Raw genomic sequence first — 17050 nt, 5'->3', positions numbered from 1 at the left:
GTATGATTCTGGTCAACTTCTCGCATCCCCTCTCCAACGACCAGATGGCGCAATTGCAAGCCCTGCTCGGCGCGCCCATTGAGCGCGTGGTCGAGGTGCACAGCCAGATTGAACCTGATCAGCCCCTGGCTCCCCAGGTGACTGCCATGGTGGACCAGGCCGGACTGACGCTGGAGGAATGGCAGAACGCCCCCATCATTGTCAACCCGCCCTCGCTCAACTTCAGCGCCGTCCTGCTCGTTGCCGAACTGCACGGCAGGATGGGCTACTTCCCGGCGTGTGTGCGCCTGCGCCCGGTCAACGGCGCCATCCCGCCGCGCTTTGAGGTTGCCGAAGTGCTCAACCTGCAACTTCAGCGCGACGCCGCCCGCCGCCGCAGGGCGTAAATTTGTCCCTTGATGGAGGGATGCCTATGTCTGAACTGCCCTTTTCTCCCCCCGATTACACAGGTCACCCCCTGTTGGATGTGGGGCTGGCAACGCTGACGGCTTTTGCCGGGAAGACCCGCCCCACCCAACTGACCGGCGAAGACCTGGAAAACGCGGCGCGGTATATTCGCGAAAACTACATTGTGGACCCGCTGAAATCGTTCCTCAATGTGGCTTTTCCCAATTCGGGGTTTACCAATCCTGCTTTTGAGAAGCAACCCGAAAAGCGCCGCAGATACGCCGAAATTGTTTCCGGGGCTTTTGCCGCGCCTGCCGGAGAGGAGCGCGACCCCCTCACCGGTTTGCCGGCAACGGCTTTGGCGCTTAACCCCGATGGGAATATGCCCCCCGGGCGCACCTACCGCCAGCATGTGCCTCTGCTCACCGGTGTGGATGTGATTAACTTCCACCCCTACGGCGAAGCCGGCATCCCTCTTTCGGGCATCAGCCTGCTGGCGTTTCAAATGCTCCCCATGGGCTGTGCCAAGGTGAGCGGCAAACTGCTGGCGGTGCACAGTGACGATCCCAACCTCTTGCTTGCCTTTGCCAAAACCTTCCTCACGGCTAATTTGCAGGGGGTGACGGCGGCACGCGCGGGCGGTGAGAAAAAACTGCCCGATACCAGCCCGCACCGTGCCCGCACGGTGCTGATCGAGCATCTGTTCGAAGCCGAAAAGGCGCGCGGGCGTCAGCAAGAGGAAAACGGCGGGCTTCCGCCCACCCTGACCGGCTACTACTTTACCAACAGCGGGCAGGGCGCCGAACTGGATATTTACCCCCTGCCGCTGGAAGTAGGCGGTTTTCTGCGGGCGGTCCTGCACAATGACCTGCTCAAACCGGAATGGGAAGCCCTCGCCGCCCGCGGCTGGCAGTTGACCCGCAAAGAGGGCGAAACCCCGCGCTATAACCGCCTCTTCGAAGACCTCTTCACCCTGCCTGAGGGGGCGCCGCGCTTCATCCGCCTGTATTTCCTGCGCAAGCCCTCGCGTCAGACAGCCGATAAACAGGACCCCACGCTGACTTACGACACCCGCCGCGAAGTGGATTTGATTTCGTGGCGATTAACCGAACTCTTTCTCAGGAAGGTGATGCTTATGGAAGATTCCCGTGTCCAATCCATCCGTGAACTGGGTGATGCCCTGGCACAGTACATTCTCGACCGCAACGACCGCGGTGTGTTTAACAATTTCTGGATGGCGCGCAATTACGGCGAACTGCGCGCCGTGCTTCTCCGCGCTTCTGCCGCCGAAGTGCGCGCCGGGCGCAAGCCGCTCATCACCCTCGATCAGTTCCTCGCCATCTTTGAGCAGTCCGAGGGCGTTCCCAATGCCGACTGGCGTTTGGGGCGCGACCTGGTGCTCATCCGCCTGCTCGAGCAGTTGTATCAGAAGGGCTGGTTGCAAGCCCACGCCGGAGAACTGCCCGAAACCGCACCTGAAGAAGAAACACTGTAAGTTTATTTCAAGGAGGGATCCATGTCTTTTGTCACCGGTTTACTGTTGATTGACGCGCCTGCGTCTGCGTTGAACAATCTGGGCAACCTGCCCGGAAGCATGACTGAAAATGTGGTTGGGGTGAAGCATATCCCCACCCGCGAGGGCAACTACCCCTATGTCTCGGCGCAAGCCTTCCGCTACTGGCTGCGCACCACCCTGGAACAGGGCAACTGGGGCTGGAAAGCCGCGCCGGTCTTCCGCGAAACCAAGATTGCCTACACCGATGCCAACCCCATTCTTTACTGGGATGATGACCTGTTCGGCTACATGCGCGCCCCCTCGAAGAAAACCGAAGCCGCCAATGCTCGCGAATCCAGCGGTCTGGTAGCCGAAGCCACCCCCACTGCCGACACGGTGACCCGCGTCTCGCCCTTCCGCGTCAGCACGCTGGTTTCCATTGCGCCGGTGCGCCTGGTGGAAGATTTCGGCACCATGTCGCGCCAGGAAGGCGACCCCGTCCTGCACGGGCATCAGTTCTACCGCGCCACTCTGCAGGGGCTTCTTTCGCTGGATTTACATGCCGCCGGCACCTTTACCTACGTCCAGCGCACCGGCTATCAAAATCTGGATGAGGAACGCTGTAAACTGGCAAAGGCAAAGGGGCTGGAGCATCTGGAGCAGGAAAAAGCCTACCGCCTGCCGCTTAAAGAGCGCATTGCCCGCGTGCGCGCCCTGCTGGAAGGACTGGCGGAACTGAGCGGGGGTGCCAAGCAGGCACTGCACTATACCGATGTCAGCCCCGATATCCTGGTGCTGGCGGTGACCCGCGGCGGCAACCACATTTTCGGGCATATCATCGGCGCGCAGGGCGAACGCCCGGTGCTGAACCTGCCTGCCCTGCGGGAAGCCCTGGATGTTAACCGCGAAGATTTGCTCTCCGATGTGTACATCGGTTGGGTGCGCGGCTATCTGGATGCCGAGCGTGAGAAACTGGAAACCGCTCTGGGCGAAGGCGGTATGCTGGGCGATTGGAACGACCGCATTCACCTCATCCACCCGCGCGAAGCCTGCCAGCGGCTGGCGCAAGAGTTGGAGGCACACCCGGACTGGATGCAGTAAACGGGGGGTGCACCATGCGCGCACTCAAAATTGTTGCCGAAGGGCTGACCGCTTCCTTTCGTTACCCTCACTTCATGATGGGCGTTCAGCCGACTTTTGAAATGCCCCCGCCTGCTACCCTGTACGGGCACGTTGCCAGTGCTTTGGGCGAGTGGTTCGACCCGCAGGGGGTGCGTTTTGCCGTGCGTTTCGAATTCCGCCGCAAGCAAGCCGATGTCGAGACTACTTATCTGCTCACCCCTGCCAATGGGAAGATGCCCGGCGACAAATCCCTGCCGAAGGCGCTGGAAGGCAACCCTAACCCCTTTCAGCGCGAGATTCTCTACTTCCCGCGCCTGACCCTCTACCTCAACCGCCCCGAGTGGCTGGAAGCCTTCCGGCACCCGCGCTACGCGGTGTGCCTGGGGCGCTCGCAGGACCTGTTTACCTACCGCAGGGTGGAGGTGGTGGAACTTCAGCCCGCCGAGCAGGTGGTGCTGGAGCATACCCTCTTGCCCTATGAATATGCGGCCTATACTGCCGCCGGCCAAGCCGTGCTGATGCCCCGCTGGCTGGATTATCATCGCCGCCGCTACCCGGCGTTTGAGCGCTACATTGTCCTGCACCGCCGGGTGCGCACCCGCGAGTTTACCCGTTACACCGGTCAGCCTGCGCTGGAGCCCTGGTGGGCAGACCCCGCTGAACCCCCGCTGGATGGGGAGTACCCCGGCGTGGTGTGGCTTTCGTGGGTATGAACATGGAGATGCCCTGTGTTCCCGAAGGCTTAAGCCACCTGTGGGCAAAAAGCCCGCTTGCTCCCGGCAGGCAGGCGCAAACGCTGGCAGAACATACCTGGGAAGCGCTGATGCGTCTGAGCGATCTGGCGCATCAGCGCCCCGATTTGCCCGCCCTCAGCCGACAGCCGCGCCTGTGGCACTTGCTTTTCTGGGCGGTGTTTTTACACGATTGGGGCAAAGCCGCGCAGGGCTTTCAGCGCCTCTTGCGCGGCAAAGAACGCCGCTGGCAGTTTCGCCATGAGGTGCTCTCCCTGGCGTTTGTGGATTGGGTCACCGCCGGTCTTTCCGCCGAAGAAACTGCCTTTCTGGCATCGGCTATTGCCACCCACCACAAGGATTTTGATGAAATCGAAGGTTACCTGGAGGAACAGGAAGCCGACCTTGACCCGCTGACCGCCATGCTGGGGGAACTTTCCCGCGAGGATGCCACTGCGCTCTACCGCTGGCTGGAAACCTGCGCCGCCCCCTGGCTGGACGCGCTGGAAATGCGCCCTCTGGGGGTCACCTGCCCGGCCCTGCCGCCGCTGGAACAAGCCCTGAACGGTTTAACTCCGCAGGCGGCGCGCCGCCACCTGCATCGTTTGGAGCGATTCCTGCACGCCTGGGAGGATGAACCGCCCTCTGTTGAAACCCTGCGCCCTGGCATTTTCCTGCGCGGCTTGCTTCTGCAGTCCGATCATCTGGCTTCGGCGGGCTGGGGGGCTTTGCCGCAACCCCAACTTTCTGCGGAGGCTGTCCTGCACTCGCTGGCTTTGCCTTACCGGAGACTGTACGCGCATCAGCGCGCCGCCGCCCACACCTGCGGACATGCCATTCTGCTGGCGCCTACCGGCACCGGCAAGACCGAAGCCGCCATGCTTTGGGCGGTGAATCAGCGCCTGCCGCGCCTCTTCTACACCCTGCCCTATCAAGCCAGCATGAACGCCATGTTCGACCGTCTGGCGCGCATCTTCCCCGGGCAGGTGGGACTGTTGCACGGACGCAGTACCATGGCGCAGTTTCAGCGTCTGATGGAGCAGTCGTATGCCCCTCAGGAAGCCGCCAGGCTGGCGCGCCTGCTTCACAACCGCTCCGGGCTGGCGTACTACCCGGCGCGCGTCTTCAGTCCCTATCAACTGCTCAAAGCCGCTTTTCAACTCAAAGGGCATGAAGCCCTGCTGAGCGATTTTACCGAAGGCGCCTTTGTCTTTGACGAAATTCACGCTTACGAACCGGCGCGCCTGGCGATGATTGTGGCAACCATGGGCTTTCTGGCGCGTGCCTATGGAGCGCGCTTTCTGGTCATGTCGGCAACGTTACCGACTCCCATCCGCGCCGTGCTGGAAGAGACGCTGGAACAGGTGACGCCCATCCATGCCTCTCAGCGTTTGCTGGCGCGCCTGCGCCGCCACCGCCTCTTTCTGGCGGAGGGTGATCTGCTGGAGGAAGGCAACCTGCGTTGGGCGCTGGAAGAAGCCCGGCAGGGACGGCGGGTGCTGGTGGTGTGCAACACCGTACGCCGCGCTCAGCAAGCCTGGCTGTGGATGCGCGAGCATCTCCCCCCGGAAATTCCGCTTTTCCTGCTTCACGGGCGCTTTACCGGGCGCGACCGCGCCCGCAAGGAACGCGAAATGCTTCAGGCGGCGGGGTTGAACCCGGCGGAGCATCGTCCGCTGATGGTGGTGGCTACCCAGGTGGTGGAAGTCAGCCTGAACCTCGACCTGGATGTGCTCTTCTCCGACCCGGCGCCGCTGGAAGCCCTGCTCCAGCGCATTGGGCGCGTCAACCGTCTGGGCAGGCGGGAACTCTCGCCGGTGGTGGTCTTTCGCGGGATGGATGAGGTTTTCCGCCGTGTTTACCGCCCCATCGAACAGGTGACCCGCACGCTGGACGTGCTGGAAGAACGCTTCAGCGCTTCCCGCGGGAAGGGCGTGGCGCTGGATGAGCGCGCTCTGCCTCAATGGCTGGATGCCGTTTATACCGGCGAGGTACTGGCATCCTGGCAAAACACCTTTGAGAGCGCCCGCGCCGATTTTGAACGCAGTTTCTTGCAGGTGCTTCAGCCTTTCCGCTCCAACCCGCAACTGGCAGAACAATTTCACCGCCTGTTTGACAGCACCGAGGTTCTCCCCGAAGACCTGTACGACGAATACCTGGAACTGCGCGACAGCGAGCGTGCCCTCGAAGCCGACAGCCTGCTGGTGCCGCTCTCGTGGGGTTTGCGGGCCATGCTTGCCCAGCGCGGACTGCTCCACAAAGGAGATCGCGACTTCCCCGATGTGGTTTCTGTGCCTTACGATGACGAATGGGGCTTGAACCTGGACGTGAAACCCGACACCCAAATTCTGGAGGACTCCGATTAATGGCAGACTTTCCCCTCACCTTTACCCGTTTGCGTTTTGAGTGCCTTGCCGAAGATGCCCTGCGCTTTGGCGAATACCGCGCCGGCAGTAACCTGCGCGGCGCACTGGTCAACATCATGCGCCGGGCGGCCTGCCCCTACAGCGTTCCCGCGCTGGCTGGCAGTGCCCCCTACGCCCCCGACCCTGCACACACAGCCACCTGCCCGGTGTGCTGGCTGGTTGCCGCCAATGAAAGCCCCGGCGTGGAGCGCCGCGGCTACGTCCTCACCCCCCCGCTCAATGCTCCGTCTTTCCTGCCCGCCGGCGAGCGCTTTGCCTTTCATCTGACCCTGGTGGGCGAAGCCCAGCGCTTCCTGCCTTACTTTGTGCTGGCAGTGCCAGAGATGGGGCGTGTGGGCGTGGGCGCCGGACGGGGACGCTTTACCCTGCGCCGCATCGTTGCCGAACGCCTGAACGGCGCAGAAGAGATCATTCTGGATGAAGGCGAGACTGTCCTGCGCCCCAACTTCTCCATGCAGTCTCATTGCGATGTCCTTGCCCGCGCCGCCGGGTTGCTCCCCGAGGGCGATCCTCAGCAAATCCTGGAACTGCGCATGCGCTTCCTGACCCCCATGCGCCTCGTCTGGAACGAACGCCTGGTCAAAACTCCCGACTTTGCCATCCTCTTTGCCCGCCTGCTGGAGCGCGTGGATGAACTGGCTCAGCAGTTTGCCGGTGCCCCGCGCCGCGCCCATGAAGAGCGCATCCATTTCAGTCAACTTGCCCTGCAGGTGCGCCTGATCGAGCAGGATACCCGCTGGGTGGAAGTTTCCAGCGGCTCCAGCCGCACCGGCACGCAGACGTGGATCAGCGGCTGGGTGGGCTCTGCCCGCTTTGCCGCCCCGCGGTGGGTGTGGCGCGAATTGCTCCCCTGGCTGGTGTGGGGTGAAGCCGTGCAGGTGGGCAAGGATACCGTCAAAGGCAACGGCGTTCTGCGGTTGTCTTTCTAAAAGGAACATCCCATGGCAATCATCCAGCACCTGATTGTGGACGAGTACGGCACGTTCATCGGCAAGCACAGCGAGCGCCTGATTGTCTTCAAAGGCGAAGAAAAGCGCCTGCAGGCGCCTTTACTGCACCTTGAATCGGTGGTGATTGCCAACCTGGGTGTCAGCATCAGTGCCGATGCCGTTCAGGTCTGCACCGAACGCGGCATCCCCATCTTTTTCATCAGTTCCATCGGCGAGCCGTACGCCAGCCTCTACAGCGCCGGGCTGACCGGTACGGTTGCCACCCGCCGCGCCCAACTGGAAGCCTACCGCGACCGCCGCGGTTTGGAACTTGCCCTGGCTCTGGCGCTGGGCAAAATTCAAAACCAGTCCAATTTCCTGCGCTACATGAGCAAGTACCGCAAAGAAAGCGCCCCGGCGCTGTACGAGGAACTGCGCCGCCGCTCTGCCGAAGTGCTGGAAGTGTACCGCGAACTGGAACGCCTGCGCAGTGCCGAAGCATTTCAACAGGGAACCTGGAGCATTGAAGACCTGCGCGAAGTCATGATGGCGCTGGAAGGGCGCGCCGCCCGCCACTACTGGGAAGCCATTGCCCTTACCGTGCCTGAAAAATACAACTTCCCCGGGCGGGTGGGGCGCGGCGCCGCCGACCCGCTCAACGCCGCGCTTAACTATGGCTACGGCATCCTCTACGGTCAGGTGGAGCGGGCAATCGTTCTGGCGGGGTTAGATCCGTACGCCGGCTTTTTACACGTGGACCGCCCTGGCAAGCCCAGCCTGACGCTGGATTTCATTGAGGAGTTTCGCCCCACAGTGGTGGATCGCACCATCATTGGGCTTGCCAACCACAGTGTGGACTTTGAACAGGATGAAAAGAATCTGCTCACCCAGGATACCCGCCGGATGATTGCCGAAAAAGTGCTCGAGCGTCTGGATACCCCCATCCCCTTTGAGGGCAAGCGTTACCCCATCCGCGGCATTATCCAGATGCAAGCCCGCCACATGGCGACCTTCCTGCGCGGCGAGCGCGCCGCCTATGTGCCTTCTCAATTGCCCTGGTAAGGGGGGAGCGATGAGTGTAGAGAAGACGCCTAACCTGATTCTGGTCTATGACATTGTGGACGACCGCAAGCGCACCAAAATTGCCGATGTCTGCCTGGATTACGGGCTGGATCGCATTCAGTACAGCGCCTTTGTGGGCTGGCTCATCCCTGCCAAACAGCAGGAACTCTTCACCAAAATTCGCCGCATACTGGGCAAAAGTCCCGGCAACGTGCAACTTCTGCCCATTTGCGCCGATGACTGGAAAAAACGCCGCGTCATTGACCAGCCCGATAAAGGGTGAACCATGCTGGACCCCACCGAAGAGATTTACGAGTACCCTTTCCGCGTCACCGACCTGAAGCAGTGGGTGTACTGCCATCGCCTGCTGTACTTCCTGGTGTGTTTGCCGGATGTGCGCCCGCGCACCTACCTGATGGACGCCGGCAAAGAGGCGGGGGAAGGCGAAGAAGGCCGGGAACTGCGCCGTTCGCTGAAGTCGTACCGTCTGGTGGAAGGACGGCGGGAGTTCAACGTAGCCGTGCGTTCCAGCCGCTGGGGACTGCGCGGGCTGGTGGATCTGGTGGTTTGGGTGGACGCTCCCCCGCCGGGAGAAGTGATACCGGTAGATTTCAAACTGTCTTTTAAGAGCGGTGAACACGTGCAGATGCAGCTGATGGCGTATGGACTCCTGCTGGAAGAGTTGAGCGGCCGGCCTGCTCCACGGGGGTACCTGGTGGAAATTCCCCTGCGCAGGGTGGTGGAAGTGCCGTTTACCCCTGCCCTGCGCCGCAAGGTGGAAGACGCCCTGCAAGCCATGAAAGCCATGTTGGAGAGCGAGCAAATGCCCGAACCCACATCCCAGCGCATGCGCTGTTTGGGGTGTGAGTTTCGCCGATTTTGCAATGATGTGGTGTGATCACCGGAATTTTTCGCAAATCCCCCAGTTTTTTAAGCAAAAATTGATTTGCGAAATAGGAAAAAATGAAAACAGAAAAAATGCCAGAAATGTGGGGGAACCATATGCTTTTCCCCCACAAATAGGGTATAATGGACGCAGAAAATGCGGTTGCATCCCCCTCGATCCGTTAGTGGATACTGAAACTTTTTCCAACACAGGTCTTTTTGAAGGTGCGATTTGGTTGCATCCCCCTCGATCCGTTAGTGGATACTGAAACCAAAGTTCGCCCGCTCGTGGGTAAGCGATATTGGGGTAGTTGCATCCCCCTCGATCCGTTAGTGGATACTGAAACTTCGGGTTGGGCTTCCTCTACACACCGCGCAAATTCGTTGCATCCCCCTCGATCCGTTAGTGGATACTGAAACCTAAACGGCTGTGCGCCTGACAGGGTGGACCTCCGATGTTGCATCCCCCTCGATCCGTTAGTGGATACTGAAACTTAATCTCGAAAATTTGCGAGAAGGGAGTAATCTCGTTGCATCCCCCTCGATCCGTTAGTGGATACTGAAACTCTGTATAGCGTCATACTCGCCATAGAGCCACTCCAGTTGCATCCCCCTCGATCCGTTAGTGGATACTGAAACATTGGTCCAGTGTAAACCGCGCGCCCTCCGCCGAGGTTGCATCCCCCTCGATCCGTTAGTGGATACTGAAACTGTTTTGGGTTCCACGTGTTCGGGTAGCGGAGGAACGTTGCATCCCCCTCGATCCGTTAGTGGATACTGAAACTACTCTCGTGGGACAGGCGTGAAGAAGTAGGTAAGCAGTTGCATCCCCCTCGATCCGTTAGTGGATACTGAAACGACGTTTAGTGTTGCCGTCACCGACCAGGAAGGCCAAGTTGCATCCCCCTCGATCCGTTAGTGGATACTGAAACATCTTTCCCCCTCTTCTGGTAGGGGGGCAATCTCTGTTGCATCCCCCTCGATCCGTTAGTGGATACTGAAACAGACGTCCGAGGGCGCTGGCGGCGGAAGCAACAATATGTTGCATCCCCCTCGATCCGTTAGTGGATACTGAAACTTCGCGAGGTGCTGGATGCTCGACTCTCTGGACAGGGTTGCATCCCCCTCGATCCGTTAGTGGATACTGAAACTCCTTTCTAGTCTATCAGATTTTTAAGGTGCTGACGTTGCATCCCCCTCGATCCGTTAGTGGATACTGAAACCATCGTGGTTCTGCGTACTTGAAAAAGGCGTTGGCGTTGCATCCCCCTCGATCCGTTAGTGGATACTGAAACAGATCGCGGATGCTGGGCAGGACAATTGATGCCCATTGTTGCATCCCCCTCGATCCGTTAGTGGATACTGAAACAGCAACTTGCATGCGGTTGCTCTGTGGCAACCGTGTTGCATCCCCCTCGATCCGTTAGTGGATACTGAAACCATACGGTACTAATTGTCAAGTGTTTTGGGGACGAGTTGCATCCCCCTCGATCCGTTAGTGGATACTGAAACCCGCGGCGAACGCTTCGCCGAGTTTTACTAGTGCTGCGACGTTGCATCCCCCTCGATCCGTTAGTGGATACTGAAACCGCCCGCTCCAGTCCGATGCCAGGAAGTCCCATCAGGTTGCATCCCCCTCGATCCGTTAGTGGATACTGAAACCTTTAACTTTCACGGTAGCAATTGCTGTTTTTTTGGAGTTGCATCCCCCTCGATCCGTTAGTGGATACTGAAACTCAGAAATTTGTACGCAGTTTCGCGTTCCTTGTTCCCGTTGCATCCCCCTCGATCCGTTAGTGGATACTGAAACCGCGGCACTCGGCTTCGTCTTTGAAAATCGCCAGGAGTTGCATCCCCCTCGATCCGTTAGTGGATACTGAAACACCTGTGCGATGAAGTCAAATTCTTGACGGATTTGTAGTTGCATCCCCCTCGATCCGTTAGTGGATACTGAAACCTTCTCGGCATCGTAGTCGCACCATTGCTGAGGCAGTTGCATCCCCCTCGATCCGTTAGTGGATACTGAAACACCGAAAACAGGTAAATCAAACCCGATACGTTTCACGTTGCATCCCCCTCGATCCGTTAGTGGATACTGAAACCATCCTCAACAACTTGTAATACACGATACCCCCTACGGTTGCATCCCCCTCGATCCGTTAGTGGATACTGAAACGATATTCGAGATTAAGGGCAATCCTCTCTATTACCCGTTGCATCCCCCTCGATCCGTTAGTGGATACTGAAACAGTGCTAAATTCGGTGTTCCGGAGAGCGAGCTCAGTGTTGCATCCCCCTCGATCCGTTAGTGGATACTGAAACTTGAAGAGTCTGTAATAACGTTGTCGACCCCTCTGGGTTGCACCCCCCTCGATCCGTTAGTGGATACTGAAACTTTTTCTAATTACGGCAGAATCATCCTCTATGCCGTCGTTGCACCCCCCTCGATCCGTTAGTGGATACTGAAACGTCAGTTCGATCCCGTACTGACTGAAGCCTTTCAAGGTTGCACCCCCCTCGATCCGTTAGTGGATACTGAAACTATTCCGCCAGAGTTGCCAGCCTACGTAATTATCTAGTTGCACCCCCCTCGATCCGTTAGTGGATACTGAAACATTGTTTTGTTGATTCTCATCAAATTAACGATTTCAGTTGCACCCCCCTCGATCCGTTAGTGGATACTGAAACAACGGAACGGACACTGTTGACGCATAAGCGTAAGCCGTTGCACCCCCCTCGATCCGTTAGTGGATACTGAAACCAAGACATGTCAGAATGAGTGAGGGCGCCCTACACTGTTGCACCCCCCTCGATCCGTTAGTGGATACTGAAACAATTTCAGTTTTGTGTACTACGGTACCTGACATGGGTTGCACCCCCCTCGATCCGTTAGTGGATACTGAAACACCGTGCCGACCTCGATACCGTCCAAAATCACGACGTTGCACCCCCCTCGATCCGTTAGTGGATACTGAAACTATTCCTCAAAGTATGACGGCAACTTCCTTGCCGCGTTGCACCCCCCTCGATCCGTTAGTGGATACTGAAACACTTGCTAGCAGCAGTTCTGGATTTGGAACTGCTGCAGGTTGCACCCCCCTCGATCCGTTAGTGGATACTGAAACATCATCAAGAAACGTCAAGCCGGATTCGGCGGGACCTGTTGCACCCCCCTCGATCCGTTAGTGGATACTGAAACATCGAGGACGCATCAGCATGAACCCGGTCCCGAACCGTTGCACCCCCCTCGATCCGTTAGTGGATACTGAAACATCGTCGCACATCGTCCAGAGTTCCGACCTCGACAGTTGCACCCCCCTCGATCCGTTAGTGGATACTGAAACCCATAAACCCTCAGTGATTTTCGCCTTGACCGGCTTAGTTGCACCCCCCTCGATCCGTTAGTGGATACTGAAACTTTTGATTGCCCCGATTACATCCCTTACCATTACACAAGGTTGCACCCCCCTCGATCCGTTAGTGGATACTGAAACTTGCTGGCTTACGTTGAGGAAGAAAAAGAATGGGCATTGTTGCACCCCCCTCGATCCGTTAGTGGATACTGAAACTTGAGGGTTCCAGCGATGAACACGGGGCGCCCCTTTCGTTGCACCCCCCTCGATCCGTTAGTGGATACTGAAACCATTACGGAAATTAGCGTCACTCGCTTTGCCGGGCGTTGCACCCCCCTCGATCCGTTAGTGGATACTGAAACTCTTTCTCGACGAGCCGGACACTGCCGACCCTAAAAGTTGCACCCCCCTCGATCCGTTAGTGGATACTGAAACGGGTGTAGGCAAAGTACCTGCGGAAAAACGCGCGCTGTTGCACCCCCCTCGATCCGTTAGTGGATACTGAAACATAAGGTGTTTGCTTCGAACCTGGGGATGTGGATTAGTTGCACCCCCCTCGATCCGTTAGTGGATACTGAAACTTCCACTATCCAGGCGGGTTTTCATCCCGCCTTTTGTTGCACCCCCCTCGATCCGTTAGTGGATACTGAAACCGAAGGTAACCAGCGGCGACTGCGCATACCAGTAAGGTTGCACCCCCCTCGATCCGTTAGTGGATACTGAAACCTCCAGGGTCAAGACGGTCATAAACGCCCCAGACCTGTTGCACCCCCCTCGATCCGTTAGTGGATACTGAAACGTCAAGGACGACGACTGCGTCGTCGGGCATGGGCAGGTTGCACCCCCCTCGATCCGTTAGTGGATACTGAAACCCTCATTGTAGTCACGGGCAAATTTTTTGATTTCCTTGTTGCACCCCCCTCGATCCGTTAGTGGATACTGAAACCTCTCTGAGCGCAGAGAATTCCACAAAGCCGCTTTGCGTTGCACCCCCCTCGATCCGTTAGTGGATACTGAAACTCACTCTGGTAGACAGCGTCTTTACCAGATTGGCTGTTGCACCCCCCTCGATCCGTTAGTGGATACTGAAACTGAGGATATCAAATTCAAAAAAGTGCCTATCGGCTGTTGCACCCCCCTCGATCCGTTAGTGGATACTGAAACCTTTCAGCTCACGGCCTTCTGTAGCGCCGAAATGCTCCGTTGCACCCCCCTCGATCCGTTAGTGGATACTGAAACAGACTGGTGCTCGTGCTTTCGCACCGCAAATACCGGGTTGCACCCCCCTCGATCCGTTAGTGGATACTGAAACTCAGTGCTACCGAAATTCTCCTGCGAGAGGAGCTTGTTGCACCCCCCTCGATCCGTTAGTGGATACTGAAACATATTGTTGTAATCGTCTTTCATGATCAATCCCGGTGGTTGCACCCCCCTCGATCCGTTAGTGGATACTGAAACGCGGAAGAGCGCGTCTCTAATCTCTCACTGCAACGACAGTTGCACCCCCCTCGATCCGTTAGTGGATACTGAAACCCTCGACACGGTAAGGGGGATGTTTCTGAAAAAACGTTGCACCCCCCTCGATCCGTTAGTGGATACTGAAACTCACCTCGACTTTGTTACCATGCTTTGGGTTATATGGTTGCACCCCCCTCGATCCGTTAGTGGATACTGAAACAGCGACCACAGTACCACCTAAATTCTCATGTCTGAGTTGCACCCCCCTCGATCCGTTAGTGGATACTGAAACGTTCGTTGTGTTGGTCTTCTGCCAGATGTACCAGTGTTGCACCCCCCTCGATCCGTTAGTGGATACTGAAACGCAACGTCAGATTGCGGAGTTGTCAACGCGCGTCAAGTTGCACCCCCCTCGATCCGTTAGTGGATACTGAAACCTCTTTGATGATTCGCGGCGAGCAGTAGATCATGGGGTTGCACCCCCCTCGATCCGTTAGTGGATACTGAAACAATTCAGGAACAACTTCAGTACTTAACTCTTTCATGTTGCACCCCCCTCGATCCGTTAGTGGATACTGAAACTCTAAAGATTTGATAATACGTGTCTTATGAGCCACCTGTTGCACCCCCCTCGATCCGTTAGTGGATACTGAAACACGTAGAGGTCTATAGACATCTGCACTGATCCCAATGTTGCACCCCCCTCGATCCGTTAGTGGATACTGAAACGCTGGTCTTCCTGCTGGTCTTCCGCAACCTCGTACCAGTTGCACCCCCCTCGATCCGTTAGTGGATACTGAAACCAGTTTGTACCTTCAGGTTTATCAACATCGGCGAATGTTGCACCCCCCTCGATCCGTTAGTGGATACTGAAACACAAATGACAGGGCCGCGCCCTCCCCGATATATCCGCTGTTGCACCCCCCTCGATCCGTTAGTGGATACTGAAACTTTTTCCTCCTTTTTTCTTTTCAACTGTGTAACCTTGGTTGCACCCCCCTCGATCCGTTAGTGGATACTGAAACCTTTTTTGGACAGCAGGTCCTCCTGCGCTCGCAGGGTTGCACCCCCCTCGATCCGTTAGTGGATACTGAAACGAGGGCCAAGCCCTCTCCAGGATTGGAAGCGTTCCAGTTGCACCCCCCTCGATCCGTTAGTGGATACTGAAACCTTCTACTTCGTACCAGCCCGTTTCGCTCTTACGTCGTTGCACCCCCCTCGATCCGTTAGTGGATACTGAAACTCCTAGGCCCGTCCGCAAACAGTGACCACCTCTTGGGTTGCACCCCCCTCGATCCGTTAGTGGATACTGAAACCTTGAGCTTGATTGATTCTCCCGCTGCCATCGCATCGGTTGCACCCCCCTCGATCCGTTAGTGGATACTGAAACATTGCAGCTTTCGCCTGCTCTACGTACTGCGCATTCTGTTGCACCCCCCTCGATCCGTTAGTGGATACTGAAACTGATGATGTTTATCGTGATATTCCTTCTCTTCGTTGTTGCACCCCCCTCGATCCGTTAGTGGATACTGAAACGGTTGGTCAACAGCTTGAAGCGCGCGCGATACAAAAGTTGCACCCCCCTCGATCCGTTAGTGGATACTGAAACTCTATCTGGAGGCAGTTACCCCATTTGACGGAACACAGTTGCACCCCCCTCGATCCGTTAGTGGATACTGAAACCCTGCAGTTGTCCCAGTGAAGGGACAACTGGCGTTGTGTTGCACCCCCCTCGATCCGTTAGTGGATACTGAAACTCATACTGGGGAGGATTTCCCCAGTATGACGGAAAGTTGCACCCCCCTCGATCCGTTAGTGGATACTGAAACACCGGAGGTCTCGCTGCGTTACGCAGATGCTGTAGAGTTGCACCCCCCTCGATCCGTTAGTGGATACTGAAACAGGCGAGGTGTATGAACGGTCAGGGTAAAGCACAGGTTGCACCCCCCTCGATCCGTTAGTGGATACTGAAACTCATCATCGCGGATTGCTGAAATCCGTGCGACCGTAATGTTGCACCCCCCTCGATCCGTTAGTGGATACTGAAACGGTCTAATCACGAATAGGGCATGCTTGCCCAGGGCAAGGTTGCACCCCCCTCGATCCGTTAGTGGATACTGAAACTCCAAGAGGATGACATCGTCATCCTCCAGCAGTTCCGTTGCACCCCCCTCGATCCGTTAGTGGATACTGAAACACTCGGTCACAGTGTAAATCTTCTGCTTGTTTATCAGTTGCACCCCCCTCGATCCGTTAGTGGATACTGAAACCAAGAACTGGCGGGATTTCACTCAGGAATCCCTCGACTTGTTGCACCCCCCTCGATCCGTTAGTGGATACTGAAACTAATTCACCTCCTATTTGAACTCAATTGGAATTGCGTTGCACCCCCCTCGATCCGTTAGTGGATACTGAAACTTTTTTGGCGTACAACAGGTCCTCCTGCGCTCGCAGGTTGCACCCCCCTCGATCCGTTAGTGGATACTGAAACATGACGGCTGGTGCGACAAGTGCCACTCTTATTGCTGGGTTGCACCCCCCTCGATCCGTTAGTGGATACTGAAACCCCCTCGACGCGGGGGAGGGCATTGAAACAGTGATGTGTTGCACCCCCCTCGATCCGTTAGTGGATACTGAAACACAGCGGCTTTCTTCAGGTCATCTTTTGTTCTGACCGTTGCACCCCCCTCGATCCGTTAGTGGATACTGAAACACATAATGAGCCTCCCTGCAGTGGTAACACAAAGCGTTGCACCCCCCTCGATCCGTTAGTGGATACTGAAACCGCTTGTTCAACGCGATACAGGTCAGCAGCTCTTTGTTGCACCCCCCTCGATCCGTTAGTGGATACTGAAACGCTGAGATGCCATGCCCAGTCGACAGCCTTAGTCTCCGTTGCACCCCCCTCGATCCGTTAGTGGATACTGAAACGGAAAGATGATTTTTTGATGCAATCAGGGCATGGTGTTGCACCCCCCTCGATCCGTTAGTGGATACTGAAACCCTCTGCTGCGTGAGGGGCTTGAAATCCTACCTGTGTTGCACCCCCCTCGATCCGTTAGTGGATACTGAAACCAAAAAAAAACGGCTGAGTACTGCGAAACAGGAGTTGAGTTGCACCCCCCTCGATCCGTTAGTGGATACTGAAACGGTCAGCTCAGTGAAAACGACGGCATCGTCGTCACGGGTTGCACCCCCCTCG

9 protein-coding genes and 1 CRISPR repeat array (1 of these 10 running past the window's edge) are annotated in these 17050 nt (G+C 57.1%); all 9 genes read left to right on the top strand.

Features of this window, described 5'->3' with window-relative positions; translation table 11 throughout:
• The first annotated feature begins 2 nt into the window (after nt 1-2).
• From csx15 to cas4, 9 genes are read left to right on the top strand one after another with little or no spacing between them, the layout of a single operon-like run.
• A complete protein-coding gene (gene csx15, locus ANT_RS14195; RefSeq protein ID WP_013561218.1) occupies nt 3-386 on the top strand; it encodes a CRISPR-associated protein Csx15 in 384 nt (127 codons plus the stop codon).
• Nucleotides 387-412: 26 nt separating this feature from the next.
• Entirely contained in the window at nt 413-1882 is a 1470-nt protein-coding gene (locus tag ANT_RS14190; RefSeq protein WP_013561217.1) for a hypothetical protein, read from the top strand.
• A gap of 21 nt (nt 1883-1903) precedes the next feature.
• A complete protein-coding gene (cas7i, locus tag ANT_RS14185; RefSeq protein WP_013561216.1) occupies nt 1904-2983 on the top strand; it encodes a type I-B CRISPR-associated protein Cas7/Cst2/DevR in 1080 nt (359 codons plus the stop codon).
• Nucleotides 2984-2997: 14 nt separating this feature from the next.
• Complete coding sequence (cas5, locus tag ANT_RS14180) at nt 2998-3717, top strand: CRISPR-associated protein Cas5 (protein WP_013561215.1); 720 nt, start codon at nt 2998-3000, stop codon at nt 3715-3717.
• Nucleotides 3699-6101: a CRISPR-associated helicase Cas3' gene (gene cas3 / locus ANT_RS14175; protein WP_155818167.1), complete on the top strand. Its 2403-nt coding sequence runs from the start codon at nt 3699-3701 to the stop codon at nt 6099-6101. Before cas5 ends, cas3 begins: the two co-directional genes overlap by 19 nt.
• Nucleotides 6101-7090, top strand: a complete 990-nt coding sequence (gene cas6 / locus ANT_RS14170; protein WP_013561213.1) for a CRISPR system precrRNA processing endoribonuclease RAMP protein Cas6 — start codon at nt 6101-6103, stop codon at nt 7088-7090. Before cas3 ends, cas6 begins: the two co-directional genes overlap by 1 nt.
• Before the next feature lie 12 nt (nt 7091-7102).
• Nucleotides 7103-8152 (top strand): CRISPR-associated endonuclease Cas1, encoded by a 1050-nt coding sequence (gene cas1 / locus ANT_RS14165; RefSeq protein WP_013561212.1) that lies wholly within the window; start codon nt 7103-7105, stop codon nt 8150-8152.
• Nucleotides 8153-8162: 10 nt separating this feature from the next.
• On the top strand, nt 8163-8435 hold the full coding sequence (gene cas2 / locus ANT_RS14160) for a CRISPR-associated endonuclease Cas2 (protein ID WP_013561211.1): 273 nt from the start codon (nt 8163-8165) through the stop codon (nt 8433-8435).
• Nucleotides 8436-8438: 3 nt separating this feature from the next.
• Nucleotides 8439-9050: a CRISPR-associated protein Cas4 gene (cas4, locus tag ANT_RS14155; protein ID WP_013561210.1), complete on the top strand. Its 612-nt coding sequence runs from the start codon at nt 8439-8441 to the stop codon at nt 9048-9050.
• A 149-nt stretch (nt 9051-9199) separates the two neighbouring features.
• A CRISPR array of direct repeats spans nt 9200-17050; the repeat unit is 37 nt; unit sequence GTTGCACCCCCCTCGATCCGTTAGTGGATACTGAAAC (it continues 923 nt past the right edge of the window).

Origin of the sequence: Anaerolinea thermophila UNI-1, from assembly GCF_000199675.1 — a bacterium.
GTDB classification, from domain to species: Bacteria; Chloroflexota; Anaerolineae; order Anaerolineales; family Anaerolineaceae; genus Anaerolinea; species Anaerolinea thermophila.
The sequence above is the reverse complement of the archived record's forward strand: the minus strand, read 5'-3'. Positions and strand labels throughout refer to the sequence as shown.

What these genes read in the sequence shown, in the direction of transcription:
- csx15 (WP_013561218.1), top strand. Translation starts at nt 3, where the DNA reads ATGATTCTGGTCAACTTCTCGCATCCCCTCTCCAACGACCAGATGGCG.
- ANT_RS14190 (WP_013561217.1), top strand. Translation starts at nt 413, where the DNA reads ATGTCTGAACTGCCCTTTTCTCCCCCCGATTACACAGGTCACCCCCTG.
- cas7i (WP_013561216.1), top strand. Translation starts at nt 1,904, where the DNA reads ATGTCTTTTGTCACCGGTTTACTGTTGATTGACGCGCCTGCGTCTGCG.
- cas5 (WP_013561215.1), top strand. Translation starts at nt 2,998, where the DNA reads ATGCGCGCACTCAAAATTGTTGCCGAAGGGCTGACCGCTTCCTTTCGT.
- cas6 (WP_013561213.1), top strand. Translation starts at nt 6,101, where the DNA reads ATGGCAGACTTTCCCCTCACCTTTACCCGTTTGCGTTTTGAGTGCCTT.
- cas1 (WP_013561212.1), top strand. Translation starts at nt 7,103, where the DNA reads ATGGCAATCATCCAGCACCTGATTGTGGACGAGTACGGCACGTTCATC.
- cas2 (WP_013561211.1), top strand. Translation starts at nt 8,163, where the DNA reads ATGAGTGTAGAGAAGACGCCTAACCTGATTCTGGTCTATGACATTGTG.
- cas4 (WP_013561210.1), top strand. Translation starts at nt 8,439, where the DNA reads ATGCTGGACCCCACCGAAGAGATTTACGAGTACCCTTTCCGCGTCACC.